Genomic DNA, 20,871 nt, shown 5'->3' with positions numbered 1-20,871 from the left:
TGCAACGCGAAATGGGCGATTATCGGATACACTGTGCGAAATCCGCAGATACCGACAGGGAACTGACCATGACGCGCAACGCCTCCCCCGACACCTCCACCGAAGACCACAGTTTTGTCGCTGGCAGCAGCAACGATCCGTTCAAGGGCGACCCAAATTTTATGACTTCATTGGCGCGCGGCCTGGAGGTGATCCAAGCGTTCACGCCGCAGCGGCGGCTGATGTCGATCTCGCAAATCAGCCAAAAAACCGGCATCCCGCGCGCCGCAGTACGCCGGTGCCTGTACACGCTCAATAAACTGGGGTTTGTTTACGCGCAGGACGGCAAAAACTTCGAACTGCGTCCGCGCATTCTGACGCTTGGCCACCCTTATCTGGCCTCTACTCCGTTGGCCAAAGCCACTCAGCCGGTGCTGAAACACATCAGCCAGATGCTCAATGAGTCCTGCTCAATCGCCACGCTGGACGGTGACGACATTCTGTATATTGCCCGCGCCTCCAGCTCACGCATTATGAGCATCGATCTGGACATCGGCAGCCGGTTACCCGCCTTTGCCACCTCAATGGGGCGCGTGCTGATCGCCCATTTACCGCCAGAAGCGCTGAATAATTATCTCAAGCGCGTCAGCCTGGTGCGTTACACGCAGTACACCGTGGCCAGCATCAGCAGCCTGAAAGAAGAGCTGAAAAAAGTACGGGCGCAAGGTTACGCTATCAACGATCAGGAATTGGAAATCGGCCTGCGTTCAATTGCTGTGCCGATCCTGGCAGCAGACGGCAGCGTAGGTGCGGCATTGAACGTCGGGGTGCAGGCTGGGTTGGTGCCGGTCAGCGAATTGACCGAACGCATTCTGCCAGCGCTGCGCGACGGGGCTCAGGAGCTGTCGCTACTGTTATCCTAGCTTTAAATATCGCAGCCCTTGCGGGCTGCGGTGGGCGATTAAAATGGCAAACCAACATAGTTTTCTGCCAGCATCGTCATGGCGCTGCGCGATTTAACCATATATTGCAGTTCAGACAGTTGCAGGCGCTGCTGGAACGAGCTGCTTTCCCCTTGGGTATGCAGCATATTGGTCATCCACCAAGAAAAATGCTCAGCGCGCCATACCCGTTGCAATGCCTGCTCGCTGTAAGCATCCAGATGTGACCAGTTGCGCTGGCGATACAGGCTTTCTAGCGCCTGAGCCAGCAGGCGTACATCGGCCATTGCCAGGTTTAACCCTTTCGCTCCAGTCGGCGGCACAATGTGCGCCGCATCCCCGGCCAGCAACAGACGCTTATAGCGCATCGGTTCGGTCACAAAACTGCGCATACCCACCACGTTTTTCTGGAAGATCTTGCCCTGCTTTAATGACCAACCGTCACGGTTTTCCAACCGGGCTTCCAGTTCGCTCCAGATCCGGTCATCAGACCAATCTTCCACCTTTTCCTGCGGATCGCACTGAAAATACATGCGTTGCACCTGCGCAGAGCGCGTGCTGATCAGAGCAAAACCACGCGCATGGCGGGCATAGATCAGTTCGTCGCAGGAAGGTGGCGCTTCCACCAAAATGCCAAACCAGCCAAAGGGGTAGACGCGGGTGTAATCTTTACGCAATCCTCCTGGCATCGCGGCCCGGCAGATGCCGTGAAAACCGTCACAGCCGATGACAAAATCGCAGCTAATGATGTGGTCTTCGTCAAGATGACGATAGTGGATCTGCGGACGTTCACTCTCCAGTTGCTGCAACGATACCTGTTCCACTTCAAACAGCAGTTGCCCCTGTGCCGCCTGACGTGCGGCAATCAGGTCTTTCAACACTTCATGCTGGGCGTAAACGGTAATTTCTCTGTCGGTCAGTTCAGTCAAATCAATACGGTGCTGGTTGCCATCAAACGCCAGCCGAATCCCTTGATGTTTGGCCCCTTCACGCGCCAAACGTGCGCCCAAACCTGTCTGGTTGAGCAAGTCGACCGTTCCCTGTTCCAACACACCGGCGCGGATGGTTGACTCAACCGCTTGCTGGCTGCGCGTCTCTATCACCACAGATTCGATCCCTTGCAGGTGCAGCAGATGAGAAAGCATCAGGCCAGCTGGCCCGGCCCCCACAATCCCTACTTGTGTTTGTCTATGCACAACGTTCTCCTTATTGAGCCTTGTTCAGAGAGCCCAGCAATGCAGGTTCCCTGAGGGAAAAATGTTTAACCATCAACGCCAGCGCGGCGACCAGTGCCGGGATCGCCAGCAGGGTAAAGATCACACTGAACGACAGTTGCAGTTGCATCAGCAATCCGCCGCTCATCGCGCCAAGAATGCCGCCAAAGCGCCCAATGCCCAGCATCCAGGCCACCCCGGTGGCGCGGCCGTTGGTCGGATAAAAACCGGCGGCCAGTGCGGGCATGGATGACTGCGCACCGTTCATGCAGACGCCAGCAATAAACACCACGCCCCCCATCAACAGCGGGTTGGTATTAACAAAGCCGATAGCAAATACGAACAGCGCGGTGAGGAGATAACCAACGGCCACCACTTTGTGTGGATTCATCCGGTCCATCAGCCAGCCCATTGCCAACACCCCAATACCGCCGCCCAAGGGGAACAATGCCGTAATCACCGACGCCTGACGCAGAGAAGCGCCCGTTTCACGGATCAGCAGCGGTAGCCAACTGGTCAGCAGATAGAAAATCATCAGCCCCATAAAGTAGGTCAGACATAGCATCAGGGTGCCGCGCAGGTAATGCGGGGAAAAGATCACCCGCAGCGCGGATTTCTCCGTTTTTTCGCCCTGTTCGTTCAGCGTAAAACGCAGCGGCGTTACCCACTGCTGCGGCGAAATGCGGCGCAGCACGGTAGTAATACGTTCAGCCGCATAACCGTGCAGCACCATAAAGCGCACCGACTCGGGCAATGCGGCCATTAGCACCAGCGCCAACAGCAATGGGGCCACACCGCCCAAGATAAACACGCTTTGCCAGCCAAAATGCGGGATCAACCAGGCAGAAACAAAGCCGCCCAGTGAAGATCCCAAGGGGAAGCCGCAGAACATCAGATTCACCAGTAGGGCACGGCGGCGTTCGGGAGCATATTCCGACATCAACGTCGCGGCGTTAGGCATGGCAGCCCCCAACCCCAATCCGGTGAGGAAACGGAGTAAAGTCAGCATCGATAAATTGGTGGCAAAAGCGGTAAGCAGGCTGAAGCCACCAAAGACCAGCAGCGAGAGAATCAATACTTTTCGGCGGCCAATACGATCCGCCAATTGCCCGGCGGTTAATGCCCCGACGGCAAGGCCAACCAACGCCGCGCTCATCACCGGGCCCAGCGAGGTTTTTTCAATCCCCCATTCCTGTACTAGCGAAGCCGCAATATAACCGACAATCGCCGTGTCAAAACCGTCCAGAGCAACCGTTAAAAAGCACATCGCCAGTATCCACCACTGATAGGGTGAGAATCGGCTGTTATTGATCAGTGCTTGTACATCAATCGTGTTTTCATGTGGCATAGAGCGCTTCCTTGGTTGGCTGAGCTACTGTGACCATAAGGGAACGCGAGGCAAGAACCTGAGAATCCCTTCTTTGCGTGCGATAATCGAACAAAAGTGCGTCAATCGCCTTTAAAGGAAAACACTGACACTGAAAAGTTTCAATATTGTTAAATTAATTACTGTGCGAACACCGAACACACACGCGTTGGTGAGTTAATAATTTCATTTAAAATCAAATTATTAAAAAATTAATGCATGGAGGTAGATATCGAGCTTATGTGACTCAATTAACATTTCATTAATCATTGAGCTCAGTGGCTATCCATTCAACGCGGGGTATCTTGCTGATGGCTTTATCAAAGGCAGGGTTTAGAGGCCTAACAAGTGACAACGTCACTCGACTTGCCCGCATGCGTGCAACTAATAGTTACATTAATGCAACATTAAAACATAAGCATTAGCGAATTATTAACTAAAATAAAAGTGTTGGTATCGCGCCAACACCAGTGAATGTTTGATAACTTCGCCCTGAGCACCTCTACCCTGCTCAGGGCTTTTTTTGATCTGTGAGCAAACTCTGCCAACCCACTGTAATGAAATAAAAGTCACCGCTTGCTTACCACTAACCAGCTACACATCAGCAGCAGACTGTAGCTTGTGGCAAACGACCGAGTGATACCATTAGCCTGCGTATTTATTTTCGGAAAGTTCTTAATATGCAGCGCCAACAAGGTGCATTTTTCTAAACTAAGCTCTAAGTGTTGGTAACGCCCAACATAATAATAATTGACTACTTTAATACGCCTCGCCCTGTACGATCATCCCTGAACAGGGCTTTTTTTTGTCTGTTCGTTATAGGCTTTTATTTTCGGTGGTTGAAATTAAAAAGCCCCGACTAATCGGCAATGCCGATCAGTTAAGGCTAACCAGTTCCCTCTCCCTCGGGGGAGAGGGTTAGGGTGAGGGGAAGATCACTAAACTAAAGCCCCTCACCCCGGCCCTCTCCCACAGGGAGAGGGAGGCCACACCTTCAGCACCTGCTGCATAATTATGCCGTTTTGCGCTTAAGTGAACGGCATTACGACTAATCGGGGCCTGACAATGGAAAAGCGAGATATCACGCAGCGTGCTCAGGCACTCTTGGTCATTGGGTCAACCAGGGCCAGCGCATTCTTCATTGCCTCTACCATTTCGCCATCCACGCAGTAATGGCTGAACTCATCAAACTCACTATCGGCACACATGGTCACCCCCGCTTTGCGGTAACGCATGGTCGATGGCACCGTATGCCCAGAAGAGCTGTGTAACTCCTGAATGCCGATATCGACAAACTTGTGCAGATTGCTTAACCGCACCCCGGCCCCAGCCATAATCACCGGCCCTTGGCTGGCCTGCAGCAGATTGCGCAGCAGCGGTAACCCCAGTTCAGCGTTTTGCTGTTGCCCTGAAGTCAGAATGCGCGCTACCCCTAATTGCGTCAATTGATCCAGTGCCACCAGCGGGTTTTGACACATATCGAACGCGCGGTGGAAAGTCACCGCCATCTCACCGCTCAATTGCATCACTTCGCGCATGCGCGGCAGATCAATATGCCCCTCGTCATCCAACATCCCCACCACCACACCGGCAAATCCCAGATCGCGAATATGGGCAATGTCGTTTTTCATGATCTCGAAATCGACCGCGCTGTAGCAGAAATCCCCACCGCGCGGGCGAACGATCGGGTGTACGGGAATATTCACCCGTTCCCGAGCCAGCAGCAGTGAACCATAACTGGGGGTCAATCCCCCTTCACTCTGGCTGGCGCACAGTTCGATACGGTCGGCACCTGCCTGTTCAGCCGTCATTGCACAATCGACGCTATAGCAACAAACTTCCAGTTTTATCATTGTTACCCCCAGATAACGGCTAAAAATGCTACAGCAGTTGTTATACAAGTCGCTATAGTTACAGGATTTATCGCATAGGCTCAAGGGGCTAACTATGGCATTCAATTTTGATCAATGGATAGACCGCAGTCACAGTGACAGCGTTAAGTGGGCCAAATATCGCGATCGCGACGTTATTCCACTCTGGGTAGCCGACACCGACTTTCTTTCACCCCCTTCGGTGATCGACGCGTTGCAACAGCGCGTTGCACATGGCGTTTTCGGCTACGGCTATCCGTCCCCTGAGCTTGGCCAGATTTTTACCCAGCGCATGGCAGAGCGCTATGGCTGGCACATTCGGCCGGAGTGGCTGGTTTTCCTGCCGGGCCTGATCTGCGGGCTGAACTTATGCGTGCGTGCTTTTACCACTGAAGGCCAAGGTACCCTCGCCCCCTCACCGATTTATCCCCCTTTTCGTAAAGCTGCGAAATTCGCTGGCCGTGCGCAACGGCAAATCCCGCTACGGCTGGAAAATCAGCGCTGGGTGCTGGATCTCAACAGTGCAGAGCCGTTGCTTGAAGGCCATGAGCGCCTACTGATGCTGTGCAACCCACAAAACCCGGGCGGCACCGTCTATCGGCGTGAGGAACTGCTGGAGCAGCACGAGTTCGCCCGCCGTCACGATCTGATCGTCTGTTCGGACGAGATCCATTGCGATCTGTTGTTGGAGCCCGGCTTGCAGCATATTCCGTTTGCCAGCCTGAATGACGATGCGGCGCAGCGCAGTATCACGCTGATGTCCCCTTCCAAGACCTTTAACATCGCCGGATTGGGGGCTTCGCTGGCCATCATCCCTGACAACGAATTGCGCTTGCAGCTATGCCGGGCGCGCAGTGGCATTGTGCCGGAAGTGGACATCCTGGCGCTGGTTGCCGCGCAGGCTGCCTACAGCGGCGGGCAACAGTGGCTGGACGAACAACTGGATTACTTACGGGGCAATCGTGATTTGGTGATCGGGCGTATTAACCAGATGCCCAGCTTGCAATTGCATCCGGTGGAAGCCACCTACCTGGCCTGGATCGATTGCAGCGGTTTGGCGGTAGACAACCCGCACGCATTCTTTGAGCAAGCCGGCGTTGGCCTGAGCCCTGGGCTGGACTTTGGCGACCGCCGCTTTGTGCGCCTTAACTTTGGCTGCCGACGCGAACTGCTGACTGAAGCGCTGGATCGCATGGCGCAGGCGATCCAACGCCTTAGCGCAGGTTAACCCCGCTCGCTGGCCACAATATCGCGGATATGATACGGATGAAATTTAATGGTGATATTGCCATCCGTCAGTGCCAGCGTCGGGTTCGGCAAACGTTCGCCCTCGCCTTTTGGCGCACTCTGCTTCAGTTTGATCCCCGGCAGCAGCAGTGCTTCATCTGCCAAGCAGCTCAGCGCTCGTGCATAAAGGGTGGCCGGATCGCCACTCAGCACCAGTTCGACATGCTCCCAGCCTTCGTGCGGATAACGCTTTTCGCCCGGATAAGGCAGTTCAACACAGTCGATGAGCCACGGACCGACCTTTAATGGCACTGCCAGATCGAACAGGCAAATTGGCCGACCGTTGATCACCGACTCCGACAGTAAAGCACCGCATTGCAACAACCCCAGGCGCCAGCGATCGGCCGTACTGTTCTGATGGCAGCGCACCGAAATATGGTCGGCGCTGAATTGTGACAGATCGAGATGCAGCTTTTCCGCCAACTGGCTCAGCGCCTGCTCAAAGCGCGGTAAATCCTGCGCCAGATCGTTAAGTTCGATGATTGATGACAAAGGGACCATAGGATGCTCAACTTCTCCAAATACAGATAACGGGTGCGATAATTTACACGTCGGATGCAATGCAGGCTATGCCTTACTCAGTAAAAAACCTCGGTCATGGATGAACATTATCTTTTTGGGTACAGGGTTTTATTTTACTAAGAATGCTCACCCTTTCGCAGTAATAAAAAAATCAGCCATTCTTGTTTAGGTTTCATTTATAAATAACGGAATTATTAAATTTACTTAATAGAACAACATTCTTATCGCGCGTGACAAGATGATTAATTATCATCCAAGCGCGTTGATAAAATAAGAATTGTCACACTATTTTTGTGATGAAAAAACCGAGACATTTGCGAGATTCATCCCAATTTTCACGGGTTTCATTGCCTGAACTTATTTATTACGATAACGTGAAGTCGTATTTAACTTCGGGTAGATAAGTATGATTCTCCTAGCTATCTCTCTTGTGCTGATAATAATTGCAGGTTATGCAATCTATCGCCATTACAAAACACGTCGAAGCGGCGCATTGCGCTCTGCTCGCCACAATAGAAGACGTTAAGCCCCTAATCACTGACGTTATCATGAGTTTCACGAAGTCACTTTCCCCAACAGACGGCGAACCGTCACCGCTTGATCCTGATACCAAAGATATTATTCCCATCCTGATGCTGGTAATAGGAATACCCACCGTGCAGCTCGGCGATGGCTTTCACCAGTGAAAGCCCTAAACCGGTGCCTGGCTCATGGCGCGCATTATCGCCTCGCCAGAATCGTGTAAATAACTTCTCGGGTGACTCTAAACGTTCACCCTGATTCTGTACTGAGATCGCAATATACTCATCCTCAGCGTGTGCACACACTAAAATAACCCCGGATTCTGGCGCATAACGAATGGCATTCGTCAGTAAATTGGTGATGGCGCGCTGGAAGAGAATTTTATCGGCACTCATGTTCCCAGAGGCTTGTAAGCTGAAGCTGATGTTTTTCTCTTCCGCCACAGGCTCCAAAAAATCGGTCAGATCGTCTAATGCGTCATAAATTGGAAAGGTTTCTTTAGTGAGGCACACATTGCGGTGATCTGCACGGGCAAGAAAAAGAATGTTACCGGTCAGGCGAGAGAGGTTTTCAAGCTCTTCAATATTCCCTTCCAGCAGACATTGATACTCTTCCTGAGTGCGTTGATAGCTTAAGGCGATCTGGTTCTGGCTGAGCAGAATATTAATCGGCGTGCGCAGTTCATGAGCAAGATCATCGGCGAAGCGCGTCAAACGCAGAAAATCATCCGCCAACCGTTGGCGCATGACATTCAGCGCTTCACCCAGGGGCAGAAGCTCCTGCGGCAACTCGTCCAACGGCAGCGGATGCTGAAGTTTATCACTGCCCGTTTCGGCGGTTATTTTACTGAGCATTTTGATCGCATACAGCCCTCGGCGGATCAGCAAGGGGCTTAGAGCGGCACATAGCAGCAGAACAGCCAGGCATACCATCAGGCTTTTACGGCGATAGCTGGCCAGCATCATTGCCCTTTCTTGAGCAACACGGGCAACGGTGATGGTGACCGGGATCCCCTCGGACTCCCCCTGCAAACTCAGGGCGGTTACCTCGATGCCGGTGTCGCTGATCCAACGACGCAGGTTACCTGAACTGGGGTAGACCCCAGCAGCAAGAGGGTTCAGCTCAGGTAAAGGAACCCCTGTCTGATTGAAGTTAACGTCAAATTTACCTGCTGAGCGGATAGTTAAAATATCTTGCCGATTGTCTATCATGTGATTGAAATAGAGCAGCAGCGAGCGCGGGCTGGCACCGTCTTTCAACAGTTGCCGCAGTTGGGCTGCCCGATTGATCAGTGTCTGGTCGTCGCGCCATATCAGTTCGTGGCGCAAAGCGCTGTAAAGCGTGAGGCTGATACCGACGCAAGCCAGCATGATGGTCAACGTAAATATGGCGGTTAACCGCAGCGTCAGCGAAGGGCTACGCATCTTGCTTGCCTTGCCCTGACAACCGGTATCCCATACCTCTTATTGTGGTGATGAGTTTCAGCTCAAAGGGATCATCCACCTTACGGCGCAGGCGGCGGATCGCGACATCAATGACATTGGTATCGCTGTCGAAATTGATCCCCCAGACTTCGCTGGCAATCAGCATTCTAGGCAAAATCTCTTCGCAACGGCTGGCCAGCAACCATAGAAGAGTAAATTCTCTGCGCGTCAGCGGCACCGTCACTCCTCCTCGGGTCACTAACTGGCGAGTGGAGTCAATGGTCAGATCCGCAACCTTCAAGATGGCGCTTTCCTGGTGATTTTGCCGTAGCTGAGTTCTGATACGGGCCACCAGTTCAGCAAAAGAAAAGGGTTTCACCAGATAATCATTAGCCCCCAGATCCAACCCTTTTACCCGATCGCTAACCGAATCCCTGGCTGTCAGGCAGATAACCGGTGTATCACGCGCGGTTCTTAAGGTGCGTAATACCTGCCATCCATCCATGCCGGGCAGCATGATATCCAGAATAATCAGTGCATAGTGTTGTTCAATAGCCAAATGCAAGCCATCTCGCCCATCGTCAACGCAGTCCACAATATACCCAGCTTCCTGCAACCCTTTACACAGCCAATCGCTGGTTTTCTTGTTATCTTCAATCAATAAGAGTTTCATACGGCAAGTTTGGCATGAGTTAAGTTATTGCCCCAGTATTTCTGGTCAATCTGACAATATTGTCATCTTTCTGACAGTTGTTTCGACAGGACATGAGTGTAAAAAGGACGTCGTACTCAACTTGGAGAATTTAAGATGAAAAAATATTTATCTGCACTGACCCTGGCAGCCATGCTTGCCGCTCCTGCCGCTGTTATGGCCGCCGGGAAAAATCTGTTAAGCGCCCACATATTGAACCAACAAACCGGCAAGCCTGCGCCGGGCGTGGAAGTTACGCTTGAACAAAAGCAAGGTAATGGCTGGAAGATGTTGAATACCGCCACTACCGATGCAGATGGCCGCATCAAAGCCCTCTACCCTGACCAAACCCCGGTAGCGGGTGATTACCGCGTGGTGTTCAAAACGGCAAAATACTTCTCTGAGCAAAAGCAGGAAAGTTTTTTCCCTGAGATCCCGGTAGAGTTCCACATTAGCTCGACCGAGGAGCACTATCATATTCCTCTGTTGCTGAGCCAATATGGTTATTCAACCTATCGCGGTAGCTGATGATCGCACAGGCAGCCTGGTTTCGTTATTACGAGAAGATAGTGTTCATATCGCTATTCATCGCCCCATTTTTTCCTCGGTTTTCGTTCCCCCTGCCCGCGTCAACTGCTGACGCGGCGCCTCTAATCAGATACAATTGCAGGCTGTTTTGTGGTTAGCCATCCGCTCGCGAGTTGGCACAAAAACCACCTTTGAATCCTGAGGGACGTGTTGCACGGCCCTCGTTTGTATTAAGGTAACCCGGTGAATATTCAGGCTCTTCTATCAGATAAAGTCAGCCAGGCGCTGATTGCCGCAGGCGCACCTGCAGATTGCGAAGCTCAGGTTCGTCAGTCAGCGAAAGCGCAGTTTGGTGATTATCAGGCTAACGGTGTCATGTCCGTGGCGAAAAAACTCGGTATGCCACCACGGCAGTTGGCAGAAAAAGTGGTGCAACTGCTGGAACTGGGTGATATCGCCAACAAAGTCGAGATCGCTGGCCCCGGTTTTATCAATATTTTCCTGAACAGTGATTGGGTTGCCCGTCAGACCGATTGGGTTCTGAGCGCGCCCAAACTCGGCGTTGCCCCGGTTGAGCAGCAGACCATTGTTATCGATTACTCTGCGCCAAACGTGGCAAAAGAGATGCACGTTGGCCACTTGCGCTCCACTATTATCGGTGATGCCGCAGCCCGCACCCAGGAATTCCTTGGCCATAACGTGATCCGCGCCAACCACGTCGGCGACTGGGGCACGCAATTCGGTATGCTGATCGCCTACCTGGAAAAAATGCAGAACGAGCATGCCAGCGAGATGGGCCTGTCAGACCTTGAACAGTTCTATCGTGAAGCGAAGAAAAACTACGACGAAGACGAAGATTTTGCCCTGCGCGCCCGTGGCTACGTGGTGAAACTGCAAGGGGGGGATGACTACTGCCTGAAGATGTGGCGTAAGTTGGTGGACATCACCATGGCGCAAAACCAGATCACCTACGATCGCCTAAACGTCACTCTGACCGAAGATGATGTGATGGGTGAAAGCCTGTACAACGCCATGCTGCCGAACATCGTCGCCGATCTCAAAGCGAAAGGGTTGGCGGTAGAGAGCGAAGGCGCTACCGTGGTCTTCCTCGACGAATACAAAAATAAAGACGGTGACCCGATGGGCGTCATCATCCAGAAAAAAGACGGCGGCTATCTGTATACCACCACCGATATTGCCTGTGCCAAATACCGCTATGAAACGCTGGGTGCCGATCGCGTGCTGTATTACATCGATTCGCGCCAGCATCAGCACCTGATGCAAGCCTGGACGATCGTGCGTAAAGCCGGTTACGTGCCAGATGCGGTAACGCTGGAACATCACATGTTCGGCATGATGCTGGGTAAAGACGGTAAGCCGTTCAAGACCCGTGCTGGCGGCACCATCAAACTGTCGGATCTGCTGGATGAGGCCATCGAACGCGCCAGCAAGCTGATTGCTGACAAGAACCCGGACATGTCGGCTGACGAAATGCAAAACGTGGCAAATATCGTCGGCATCGGCGCGGTGAAATACGCCGACCTGTCGAAAAGCCGCACCACCGATTACATCTTCGATTGGGACAGCATGTTGGCCTTCGAAGGCAACACCGCCCCTTATATGCAATATGCCTACACCCGCGTGGCTTCGGTGTTCAAACGCGCTGGCGTCGATGAAAGTGATCTGACTCTGCCATTGGTGATGACCGAAGAGCGTGAAATTGCGCTGGCTACTCGTCTGTTGCAGTTCGAAGAAACCCTCACCGTGGTGGCTCGTGAAGGCACACCGCACGTGATGTGTACTTATCTGTACGATCTGGCCGGGTTGTTCTCCGGTTTCTACGAGCATTGCCAGATCCTGAACGCCGAGAGCGAAGAGGCCCGTCAAAGCCGCCTGAAGTTGGCGCTGCTGACCGCCAAAACGCTGAAAACCGGCCTGGAAACCCTAGGGATCGAAACCGTCGAACGCATGTAAGCCAGATGCAGAATGCAAAAAAGGTCGCTTTTCGCTAGCGACCTTTTTTATTTACAACCAGAGGGAAAATTACGCCACCCGGCGGACAAAATCTCGCGGCCGGAAACCCAGTACCCCCAGCACCGCAAAATAGGTTACTACGCCTGCCACTACCACCACCGCCAACCGCAGCAACCGAGCCAGCATATTGCCCTGATCCCAGGCGGGCATCAGCCACATAATCCCCAGCAACACCACAGACATCGCCAGCACCGCTACCACCAGCTTGGTCAGGAACATTGCCCAACCCGGCTGCGGCTGGAAGATTTTCTGCTTGCGCAGTTGCCAATACAGCAGCGAGGCGTTCAGGCAGGCACCCAGGCCGATCGACAGTGAAAGCCCGGCGTGCTTCAGCGGCCCAATAAACATCAGGTTCATCACCTGCGTCATAATCAGAGTAATGATGGCAATCTTGACTGGGGTTTTGATGTCCTGGCGGGAGTAGAAACCCGGTGCCAACACTTTCACCACGATCAACCCCATCAGGCCAACGGAATAGGCTACCAACGCCCGTTGCGTCATCGCCGCGTCGAAGGCGGTGAATTTACCGTACTGGAACAGAGAAACGGTCAATGGCTTGGCCAAGATCCCAAGCGCAATCGCACTCGGCAGCGCCAAAACAAAGCAAAGACGCAGACCCCAATCCATCAGGCGGTTGTATTCATCCTGATTACCGCTGGAGAAGCTTTTCGCCAGTGAAGGCAGCAGGATGGTTCCCAACGCCACGCCCAGCACACCGGAAGGAAACTCCATCAGACGATCGGCATAATACATCCATGACACCGAGCCAGACACCAGGAATGAGGCAAAAATGGTATTGATAATCAGCGAGATCTGGCTGACCGACACCCCGAGGATCGCCGGACCCATCTGGCGCATGACTCGCCAAACCCCTGCGTCACCCAGCTTCAGGCGCGGCAGTACCAGCATGCCGATCTTTTTAAGGTGCGGTAACTGATAACCCAGTTGCAGCACGCCGCCGACCACCACCGCCCAGGCCAATGCCAGCACTGGCGGATGGAAATAAGGTGCGGCAAACAGCGCAAAACCGATCATGCTGACGTTCAGCAGCGTCGGCGCAAAGGCGGGAATAGAGAAACGGTTCCAGGTGTTGAGGATTGCACCCACCAGCGAAGCCAGCGAGATCAACAGAATATAAGGGAACGTAATACGCAGCAGCGCTGAGGTCAAAGCGAACTTATCCGGCGTATCGGTAAAGCCCGGCGCAGTGATGTAGATCACCCACGGCGCGGCCAACATCCCCAGCACCGTCACCACCGCCAATACCAACGTCAGCAGGCCGGACACATAAGCCACAAAGGTGCGCGTCGCCTCTTCCCCCTGCTGGCTTTTGTACTCGGCCAAAATAGGCACAAACGCCTGAGAAAATGCCCCTTCGGCGAAAATGCGCCGCAGCAGGTTCGGCAATTTGAACGCCACAAAGAAGGCATCCGTGGCCATCCCAGCCCCAAAAACGCGTGCCACTATGGCATCACGCACAAAGCCCAGCACCCGCGAGAACATGGTCATCGAGCTAACGGCTGCCAGTGATTTCAGTAGATTCATGTGGTTTTTCTGATGAGTACGATGTGTAAATATCAACGCCTGCAACAGCAGGCGTCAGTTGAATCGCGATAGTCTACGGATCCACAGAAATAATAGCTACCGCCATAGGTTACAGCGGGTTATCCGACATCACGCAGCATTTGTTCGATCAGGCGCTGCGCGTAGATCGCCTGCTCACCCGCAGTTTCTGGGGTAGTCTGATTGCTGACTGACTGAATAAAGTGCTGCACGGCACCGGTAAAACCGCGCTGAGCGAGCGTGGTCTGCCAACCCGCCGCCGGTTGCTCAACCACGCCCTGCGGATCCTCACGCAGCCACTGGCGCATATCGTTCACCTGATAAACCGCCCCGTCGCTCACCGCCTGCACGCTTTCGCGCTGGCTACCGGCACGGCGGTGCATACTGGTGGTGACCAGCGTTTCCCCGCAGGCAAAATGATGTTCGGCATAAAGCATGGCACCGGCTTCGTTGGCGCGCAGGCTGCCGCTCAGTAGACTCCCCGTGCCGCCACTCAACCACAGCGCCGTATCCACCACGTGCAGATAATCATCCAGCAGGGTAAAACGCAGATCCTGTGGCCCGACGCTGTCCGCACGGTGTTTGTCCATGCGGATCGAGGCTGGCAGATGCATTTGCTGTTTCAGTTGGCAATACAGCGGCGCAAAACGCCGATTAAAACCGACCATCAAAGCTTTGCCACGTTTGTCAGCCAGCGCGATCAGCTGTTCCGCCTGTTCCAGCGTTTCTGCCAGCGGTTTATCCACATAAACATGCACGCCAAGTTCAAGTAGCTCAGTCACCACGGCAAAATGGCTGGCGGTGCTGCTGTGTACAAACACCGCGTCACATTGCTGTGCCAGGCTATCGAGCCGTGAAAAGCAGGCCATACGATAGCTATCGCACACCGGCTGCGCCTTTTGCTGACTCGGTGAGAAACCGCCGACCAGTTGCCAATCCACCGCATGGCTGAGGATCGGCAGATAGGCTTTTTGCGCGATCCCCCCAAGCCCAACCACGCCGATACGTAATTTACTCATGTTGCCCCCGCACCAGCAGCTGTGCCAATTGCTGTTTCAGTTCGGCCACTTCAGCTTCCAAAACCGCTACCCGTTCGCTCAGCTCAGCGCCAGTAGCGGGTTCAATCTCGGCAGGCGCTTCTTCGATCTGGCCGCTGAACAAGTGCATAAACCGGCTTTCACGCTTGCCGGGTTCACGCGGCAAACGCACCACAAACGGGCCATCCTCACGCACGGTCAGTTGCTGTAAGACATCTTCAACCTCGCTGACATCGCTGAATTCGTGCATACGGTTGGTGCGGGTACGCAGTTCGCCTGGCGTCTGCGCACCACGCAGTAATAGCGTTGCAATCACTGCCAACTCGGCCGGGGAGAGTTTAAGTTGGCCGAACTCCGAATTGCAGAAGCGGTGTTCATATTTCACCACCCGGTTACCAAAACCGCTCAGCGTGCGCAAAAAGTGTTTTCTCAGCAGCAAATCAAGAGTCTGCTGAACTTCACTTTCCGACAGGTCCATAACCGGCTCGCGGTTGGTTTTCTGGTTGCACGCCAAGGTGATGGCATTCAGGGAAAGCGGATATTGATCGGGCGTAGTCACCTGTTTTTCCAGCAGGCAACCAATCACTCGGGCTTCTTTAGCACTCAATTCATATTTCATTTATGGCCTCAGTGTGGCGATGGTAGCCATTCTTTATTGGTTAATGCGGTGAGAACGTGATCCTGCCATTTTCCGTCGATCAGCAGATAATCTTTAGCATAACCTTCGCGTTCAAAACCGAGCCGGGCAAGCAGCGCACCGCTGCGTTGGTTATGCGGCATATAGTTGGCCATGATGCGGTGCATCCGCTGCTGACGCAGCATATAACGGATGGCAGATTGCAGCGCTTCATACATCAGCCCTTGCCCTTGCCACTTTTCCCCCAGGGAATACCCCAGAAAACAGGCGTGGAACGAACCGCGCAGCACATTGCTGAAGTTGGCCACGCCGCGCACTTCATGTTCCTCAGGATCCAGCAGAATAAAATAGTAGGCGCTGCCCTGCTTTTGCAATTCGGTAATCATGCTTAACCGCGCCTGCCAGCCGGAAGGATAGCAGTGGCTTTCATCCCGCAGCGGTTCCCAAGGTTTGAGGAACACCCGGTTGGCAGCATAGTATTCAGCCAGGCGATAGGCATCACGCTCATGAACGAGTCGGACGACCAGCCGGTCAGTGGTAAGGCGTACTTTTGGTGATGCAGAGCGATAGCCAAACATCATTTCCCCCGCGGTCAGGACGGTTCGATAAGAAGTATTGATTGGGTGAGCGTCTGAATTATTACCGTTATTGTCTTCACCGCCGGTGCCATTAATGTTCAACAGCCAACGCAGAACCGCACTTGCCCCCGTTTAATATAACCGTAGCCTGCCCCACAGGTAAAACCCCTGTCGTTCAGTAAATAAGCAATCAACCATTTTGTCCGTTTTTTTGGCCAGTTTTGCCACGCACGTAACGTATTGACGATAAAAAAATATTATCTATTCACCCTCTATCAGAATGGGAATATTGAGCGGAGAATGAATGAGTTGTAGTTTTCTCCTCTTAATTGCTCGTGGTGAAGCATGTCTCTGGTATCGCAAGCTCGGAGCTTGGGTAAATATTTCTTATTGTTTGATAATCTGTTAGTGGTTTTAGGCTTTTTTGTGGTCTTCCCACTGATTTCCATCCGCTTTGTCGATCAGCTTGGCTGGGCAGCCGTGGTGGTGGGCATCGCGCTGGGCCTGCGCCAACTGGTGCAACAAGGGCTGGGGATTTTTGGCGGTGCTATTGCCGATCGTTTCGGTGCCAAACCGATGATTGTCACCGGTATGCTGTTGCGCGCCGCGGGCTTTGCCACCATGGCGATGGCGGATCAGCCCTGGCTGCTGTGGTTTTCCTGTGCGCTTTCGGCGATTGGCGGCACGCTGTTCGATCCGCCGCGTACCGCACTGGTGATCAAATTAACCCGTCCGCACGAACGTAGCCGTTTCTATTCCCTGCTGATGATGCAAGACAGCGCCGGTGCGGTGGTCGGCGCGCTGATCGGCAGTTGGTTGCTGCAATACGATTTCCACTTTGTCTGCTGGACCGGCGCCGGGATTTTCGTGCTGGCCGCCGGTTGGAACGCCTGGTTACTGCCCGCCTATCGCATCTCCACCGTTCGTGCGCCGATGAAAGAAGGCATGATGCGCGTGTTGCGTGACCGCCGTTTCCTGACCTATGTACTGACCCTGACCGGTTATTACATGCTGTCGGTGCAGGTTATGCTGATGCTGCCAATCATCGTGAATGAAATTGCCGGTTCACCGGCGGCGGTGAAATGGATGTATGCCATTGAAGCGGCGCTGTCGCTGTCGCTGCTTTATCCTTTGGCGCGCTGGAGCGAAAAACACTTCCGGTTGGAACAGCGCCTGATGGCCGGTTTGTTGCTGATGACCCTCAGCCTGATACCGGTAGGCCTGGCAACCAGTTTGCAGGCGGTATTTACCCTGATTTGCTGTTTCTATCTGGGCTCGATCATTGCCGAACCCGCGCGTGAAACCCTGAGCGCTTCGCTGGCCGATCCACGGGCGCGTGGCAGCTATATGGGTTTCAGCCGCTTAGGTCTGGCTTTGGGCGGTGCGCTGGGTTATACCGGCGGTGGCTGGATGTATGATACCGGCCATGCACTTGGCAGACCGGAATTACCCTGGTTCCTTCTGGGGTTGGTGGGATTCATCACGCTGTTTGCCTTATACTGGCAGTTCAACCCGCGCGCCATTGCTCCGGCACCCAGCGTGAATGAGGGCTAACTCATAACTCAACAGTGGCGGCTGTCCTGGTAGTGCAAAAATGAGCGCAAGAAAGTGCATATCAATGCATTATTTACCCAAAATAATTCGAGTTGCTTGTAGGCGACAGAGCGCAGCCAACACCCAAGCACCTTGAAGTATGAAGGGTATATAACAAGAACTTTGCGCGGCAGCCTACCTAGGCTGTGATAACTATTGCTGTTAAAACCTGATAACGGGAGCAAGCATGAAACTGTTTATTTATGATCATTGCCCATTCTGCGTGAAGGCCCGCATGATCTTCGGCCTGAAAAATCTATCAGTACGTCTGGTTACCCTGCTCAGCGATGACGAAGCTACGCCCATCAGCATGATCGGCAAGAAAATGGCGCCAATCCTGCAAAAGGACGACGGAAGCTATATGCCAGAAAGCATGGATATTGTGCATTACGTCGATAACCTTGAGGGGAAACCGCTGCTGACCGGCAAGACCAACCCGGCGATTGCCGACTGGTTGCAGCAGGCCAACAGCTATACCGGCAAACTGTTGCTGCCGCGTTTTGCCAATGCCGATTTCGAAGAGTTCGCCACTGACAATGCGCGCCGTTATTTCAGCGATAAAAAACAGGCAGCGATAGGCGATTTCGCCACCCATCTGGCAGACAGCGCGGATTTAATTGCTCAGTTGGAAAGCGATCTGGAAAAGCTTGCTACGCTGATCCAGTCGCCTGACGCGGTTAATGGCACTCTCTCTACCGATGATATCCACCTGTTCCCGCTGTTGCGTTCGCTGTCGATCGTCGCTGGCGTCACATTGCCAGACAACGTCGAGGCTTATCGTAACCGTATGGCGCAGCGCTGTGATATCCCGCTGTTGCTCGATATGGAACAGTAGCCCATCTCTCAGGCATGCCAGCATTTTTGGCATGCCTTTTTGCGCCAGGTTTCAGCGTTATCCGATAGGTCACCCGCCCTTTCTGCCGCATCATCTGCTATCCTGCCGCCTGAGCAAACATTTCTTTGCTGGTAGCCAGTTGTTTATCATTATTATCTGTAGCATTTCCGTTAGCAGTTTTACGAGGCACGAATGAAGAAGATCCTGCTGGGCGTTACTGCCCTGATATTTGCCGGTATGCTTGCCGGTTGTAACCAACTGACTCAATACAGCGTCAGTGAACAAGAAGTGAATGATTATCTGCAAAAGCACAACGATTATCAGAAACAGATCGGTGTGCCTGGGTTGGTCGATGCCAATATCGTTTTAACGCAGTTGCAAAGCCAGATTGGCCGCAGTGAGCCGGGCAAAGTGATGCTCTCTGGCAATGCCAAAGTCGATATCACCTCGATTCTTGGCCCGCAGGCCGCCGAACTGCAACTGACGCTGAAGGCGCAGCCGGTTTATGACCGCGAAAAAGGCGCTATCTTCCTGAGGGAAATGGAACTGGTGGACTATAAGGTTCAGCCGGAGAAAATGGATACGGTGATGAAAGCGCTAACGCCTTATCTGAATCAATCGCTGAAAGCCTATTTCGAGCAGCAACCGGTTTATGTCCTGAACCCGGATAACAGTAAAACAGAAGCGCTGGCGCGCAAACTGGCAAAAGGGTTGGAAGTAAAGCCCGGCCAATTGGTGATCCCGTTCACCGACTGATCTTGTTGGGCGCAGTCTTAACATTGACTGCGCCCTCTAAAACTTACTCTTCTGCGTCCGGCCCGGCTTCTTCCTGCTCATACTCCGCCAACTCATCACGCATCGCCGCAATGGCATCACGGGTAATCAATGCCAGAGTACGGTAGAAACCGCTGGTGGCGTGAGCTTCAACCTTGCCCAGAAAACGCCCACACCATGGCAGCAGGAATTCATCAAACAAGGTGATTTGTGCCTGAGCTTCATCCTCCTGCGACTGATCTTCCAGCCATGAGGCCGCCAGCAGCAACGAACCGAAATGATCGGCTGGCGCTTCACCCAGCGGCATCCCGCGCTGTTGCAGGAAAACGCGCACTTCAGCTTCGGTGCTCCCTTCAACGTAGGCAGAACGGAACGGCGGTACACTGCACTCACTGCCGACAAACATCGCGTTGAAATCAGCGGCCAGCAGATGAGCCTCACACTGCTGCTGCAAGCGCGCCAGCAGTTCGTCCTGCTCCAGCGGCCAATGCTGCTGGAGCTTGCCCTCTTTGATCAGGGTAAACAGCGGCACCAACAACGGATCCTGCGGCTGGCGGTAAAACAGCGTCCCCAGCACCCGGCAGACAACGGAAAACTCATTCATAATCAAGCCCTATTCAATACGGAAAATTTGCCGTGACGATGTCACAGATCGGCCAGTTCCGCAATCGCCGGCTTGCCACGCTGCTCAAGAAAATTCAGCAAGCGACGCGGTGACACATTCAAAATACGCTCCGGTGGGAAATCCACCTCTTTGATAATGCGTTCACAGTGCTCCAAATTGCCAAGGGAGAAAGCAATATGTGAGTCAGAACCCAGCGCCAGCCAGCCCCCGGCATCACGCACCGCCGCCGCCACTGCCCGGCAGTTGGCCTCGCTGCCCTTACGCGAATGGGTGAACGAGGAGTTATTCAGCTCCAACGCCACCTGATACTTCGCCGCAGCAGCAGCCACCGCAGCAATATCGATAGGATATTTAGGGTTACCAGGATGGCTGATGATGTGCACATCCCCCTGCGCCATAGCGGCAATCATGGCCTCGGTATTGGCGGCCTTGCCCTGTGGGGCAAATACCGGCTCATGGAAACCGGCGATGATCAGATCGGTCTCATTAAGCATCGGGCCAGTGCAGTCGATATCACCCGCCAGATTTTTGATATTGGCTTCAATGCCTCGCAGGATACCGACCCCATCTACCAGACGTGGCCAGACTCGCATATTCATAAAGTGCCAGTAATGGGGGGCATCGGCCATATCCGGCCCATGGTCGGTGATGGCAAACAGCGTGATGCCTTTTTGTTTCGCCTCTGCAATATAGTCGTGCAGAGTACTGTAAGCATGAGTACTGGCGACGGTATGCATATGTAAATCAACGGGGTACATTATTTCTCCTTTTATGTGCCTACCCATGCCATATGAGGCACGGTAAGCCGACATGTTTCATGATAGCAGTTAACGCTGCCATCAGCAGTGCT

19 protein-coding genes are annotated in these 20,871 nt (G+C 53.4%); 7 read left to right on the top strand and 12 right to left on the bottom strand.

What is annotated here, in order from left to right:
- Window positions 1-68: 68 nt before the first annotated feature.
- Window positions 69-902: an IclR family transcriptional regulator domain-containing protein gene (locus ACX1CU_RS10475; protein ID WP_459402489.1), complete on the top strand. Its 834-nt coding sequence runs from the start codon at window positions 69-71 to the stop codon at window positions 900-902.
- A 38-nt stretch (window positions 903-940) separates the two neighbouring features.
- Here the strand turns inward: ACX1CU_RS10475 and ACX1CU_RS10470 are convergent, their stop codons facing one another.
- The 3 genes from ACX1CU_RS10470 to cutC all read right to left on the bottom strand — a co-directional run bounded on the left by ACX1CU_RS10470 (window position 941) and on the right by cutC (window position 5,353).
- Window positions 941-2,116 (bottom strand): 4-hydroxybenzoate 3-monooxygenase, encoded by a 1,176-nt coding sequence (locus tag ACX1CU_RS10470; protein ID WP_459402488.1) that lies wholly within the window; start codon window positions 2,114-2,116, stop codon window positions 941-943.
- Window positions 2,117-2,126: 10 nt separating this feature from the next.
- Window positions 2,127-3,482, bottom strand: coding sequence for an MFS transporter (locus ACX1CU_RS10465; protein ID WP_459402487.1), 1,356 nt, complete (start codon window positions 3,480-3,482; stop codon window positions 2,127-2,129).
- A gap of 1,112 nt (window positions 3,483-4,594) precedes the next feature.
- Window positions 4,595-5,353, bottom strand: coding sequence for a copper homeostasis protein CutC (cutC, locus tag ACX1CU_RS10460; protein WP_459402486.1), 759 nt, complete (start codon window positions 5,351-5,353; stop codon window positions 4,595-4,597).
- Window positions 5,354-5,447: 94 nt separating this feature from the next.
- Between cutC and ACX1CU_RS10455 the strand changes: the two genes are divergently transcribed.
- Window positions 5,448-6,599, top strand: a complete 1,152-nt coding sequence (locus tag ACX1CU_RS10455; protein ID WP_459402485.1) for a MalY/PatB family protein — start codon at window positions 5,448-5,450, stop codon at window positions 6,597-6,599.
- Here the strand turns inward: ACX1CU_RS10455 and ACX1CU_RS10450 are convergent.
- The 3 genes from ACX1CU_RS10450 to hprR all read right to left on the bottom strand — a co-directional run bounded on the left by ACX1CU_RS10450 (window position 6,596) and on the right by hprR (window position 9,799).
- On the bottom strand, window positions 6,596-7,159 hold the full coding sequence (locus ACX1CU_RS10450; protein WP_459402484.1) for a VOC family protein: 564 nt from the start codon (window positions 7,157-7,159) through the stop codon (window positions 6,596-6,598). The genes ACX1CU_RS10455 and ACX1CU_RS10450 overlap by 4 nt on opposite strands.
- Before the next feature lie 611 nt (window positions 7,160-7,770).
- Window positions 7,771-9,126: a heavy metal sensor histidine kinase gene (locus tag ACX1CU_RS10445; protein ID WP_459402483.1), complete on the bottom strand. Its 1,356-nt coding sequence runs from the start codon at window positions 9,124-9,126 to the stop codon at window positions 7,771-7,773.
- A complete protein-coding gene (gene hprR, locus ACX1CU_RS10440) occupies window positions 9,119-9,799 on the bottom strand; it encodes a response regulator transcription factor HprR (RefSeq protein ID WP_459402482.1) in 681 nt (226 codons plus the stop codon). Before hprR ends, ACX1CU_RS10445 begins: the two co-directional genes overlap by 8 nt.
- 135 nt (window positions 9,800-9,934) lie before the next feature.
- Between hprR and hiuH the strand changes: the two genes are divergently transcribed.
- Together hiuH and argS are read left to right on the top strand one after the other, a co-directional pair.
- The gene (gene hiuH / locus ACX1CU_RS10435) at window positions 9,935-10,345 is read left to right on the top strand and encodes a hydroxyisourate hydrolase (RefSeq protein WP_459402481.1); all 411 of its coding nucleotides are present in this window, start codon (window positions 9,935-9,937) and stop codon (window positions 10,343-10,345) included.
- Between the two features lie 243 nt (window positions 10,346-10,588).
- Window positions 10,589-12,319, top strand: a complete 1,731-nt coding sequence (gene argS / locus ACX1CU_RS10430; RefSeq protein WP_459402480.1) for an arginine--tRNA ligase — start codon at window positions 10,589-10,591, stop codon at window positions 12,317-12,319.
- Between the two features lie 69 nt (window positions 12,320-12,388).
- Here the strand turns inward: argS and murJ are convergent, their stop codons facing one another.
- From murJ to rimJ, 4 genes are all read right to left on the bottom strand, one after another.
- Window positions 12,389-13,924 carry a murein biosynthesis integral membrane protein MurJ gene (gene murJ / locus ACX1CU_RS10425; RefSeq protein ID WP_459402479.1) on the bottom strand — a complete coding sequence of 512 codons (1,536 nt, stop codon included), beginning with the start codon at window positions 13,922-13,924 and terminating at the stop codon, window positions 12,389-12,391.
- Between the two features lie 119 nt (window positions 13,925-14,043).
- Window positions 14,044-14,961: a Gfo/Idh/MocA family protein gene (locus ACX1CU_RS10420; protein WP_459402478.1), complete on the bottom strand. Its 918-nt coding sequence runs from the start codon at window positions 14,959-14,961 to the stop codon at window positions 14,044-14,046.
- Window positions 14,954-15,598, bottom strand: coding sequence for a YceH family protein (locus ACX1CU_RS10415; RefSeq protein WP_459402477.1), 645 nt, complete (start codon window positions 15,596-15,598; stop codon window positions 14,954-14,956). Before ACX1CU_RS10415 ends, ACX1CU_RS10420 begins: the two co-directional genes overlap by 8 nt.
- Before the next feature lie 8 nt (window positions 15,599-15,606).
- Entirely contained in the window at window positions 15,607-16,194 is a 588-nt protein-coding gene (gene rimJ / locus ACX1CU_RS10410) for a ribosomal protein S5-alanine N-acetyltransferase (RefSeq protein WP_459402774.1), read from the bottom strand.
- 345 nt (window positions 16,195-16,539) lie between these two features.
- On the opposite strand from rimJ, the gene mdtH reads away from it, so the two are divergent.
- The 3 genes from mdtH to ACX1CU_RS10395 all read left to right on the top strand — a co-directional run bounded on the left by mdtH (window position 16,540) and on the right by ACX1CU_RS10395 (window position 19,378).
- A complete protein-coding gene (gene mdtH / locus ACX1CU_RS10405; protein WP_459402476.1) occupies window positions 16,540-17,748 on the top strand; it encodes a multidrug efflux MFS transporter MdtH in 1,209 nt (402 codons plus the stop codon).
- 226 nt (window positions 17,749-17,974) lie between these two features.
- A complete protein-coding gene (gene grxB / locus ACX1CU_RS10400; RefSeq protein WP_459402475.1) occupies window positions 17,975-18,622 on the top strand; it encodes a glutaredoxin 2 in 648 nt (215 codons plus the stop codon).
- Window positions 18,623-18,814: 192 nt separating this feature from the next.
- Window positions 18,815-19,378 carry a lipoprotein gene (locus ACX1CU_RS10395; RefSeq protein WP_459402474.1) on the top strand — a complete coding sequence of 188 codons (564 nt, stop codon included), beginning with the start codon at window positions 18,815-18,817 and terminating at the stop codon, window positions 19,376-19,378.
- A 43-nt stretch (window positions 19,379-19,421) separates the two neighbouring features.
- Here ACX1CU_RS10395 and ACX1CU_RS10390 read toward each other — a convergent pair whose 3' ends face one another.
- Both ACX1CU_RS10390 and ACX1CU_RS10385 read right to left on the bottom strand, forming a co-directional pair.
- Window positions 19,422-20,000, bottom strand: a complete 579-nt coding sequence (locus ACX1CU_RS10390) for a TorD/DmsD family molecular chaperone (RefSeq protein WP_459402473.1) — start codon at window positions 19,998-20,000, stop codon at window positions 19,422-19,424.
- Between the two features lie 41 nt (window positions 20,001-20,041).
- The gene (locus ACX1CU_RS10385) at window positions 20,042-20,779 is read right to left on the bottom strand and encodes a PHP domain-containing protein (protein WP_459402472.1); all 738 of its coding nucleotides are present in this window, start codon (window positions 20,777-20,779) and stop codon (window positions 20,042-20,044) included.
- Window positions 20,780-20,871: the final 92 nt, after the last annotated feature.

The organism is Serratia sp. D1N4 (assembly GCF_054552755.1).
Note: the sequence above shows the minus strand (reverse complement) of the source record. Positions and strands in the feature narration are given on the sequence as shown.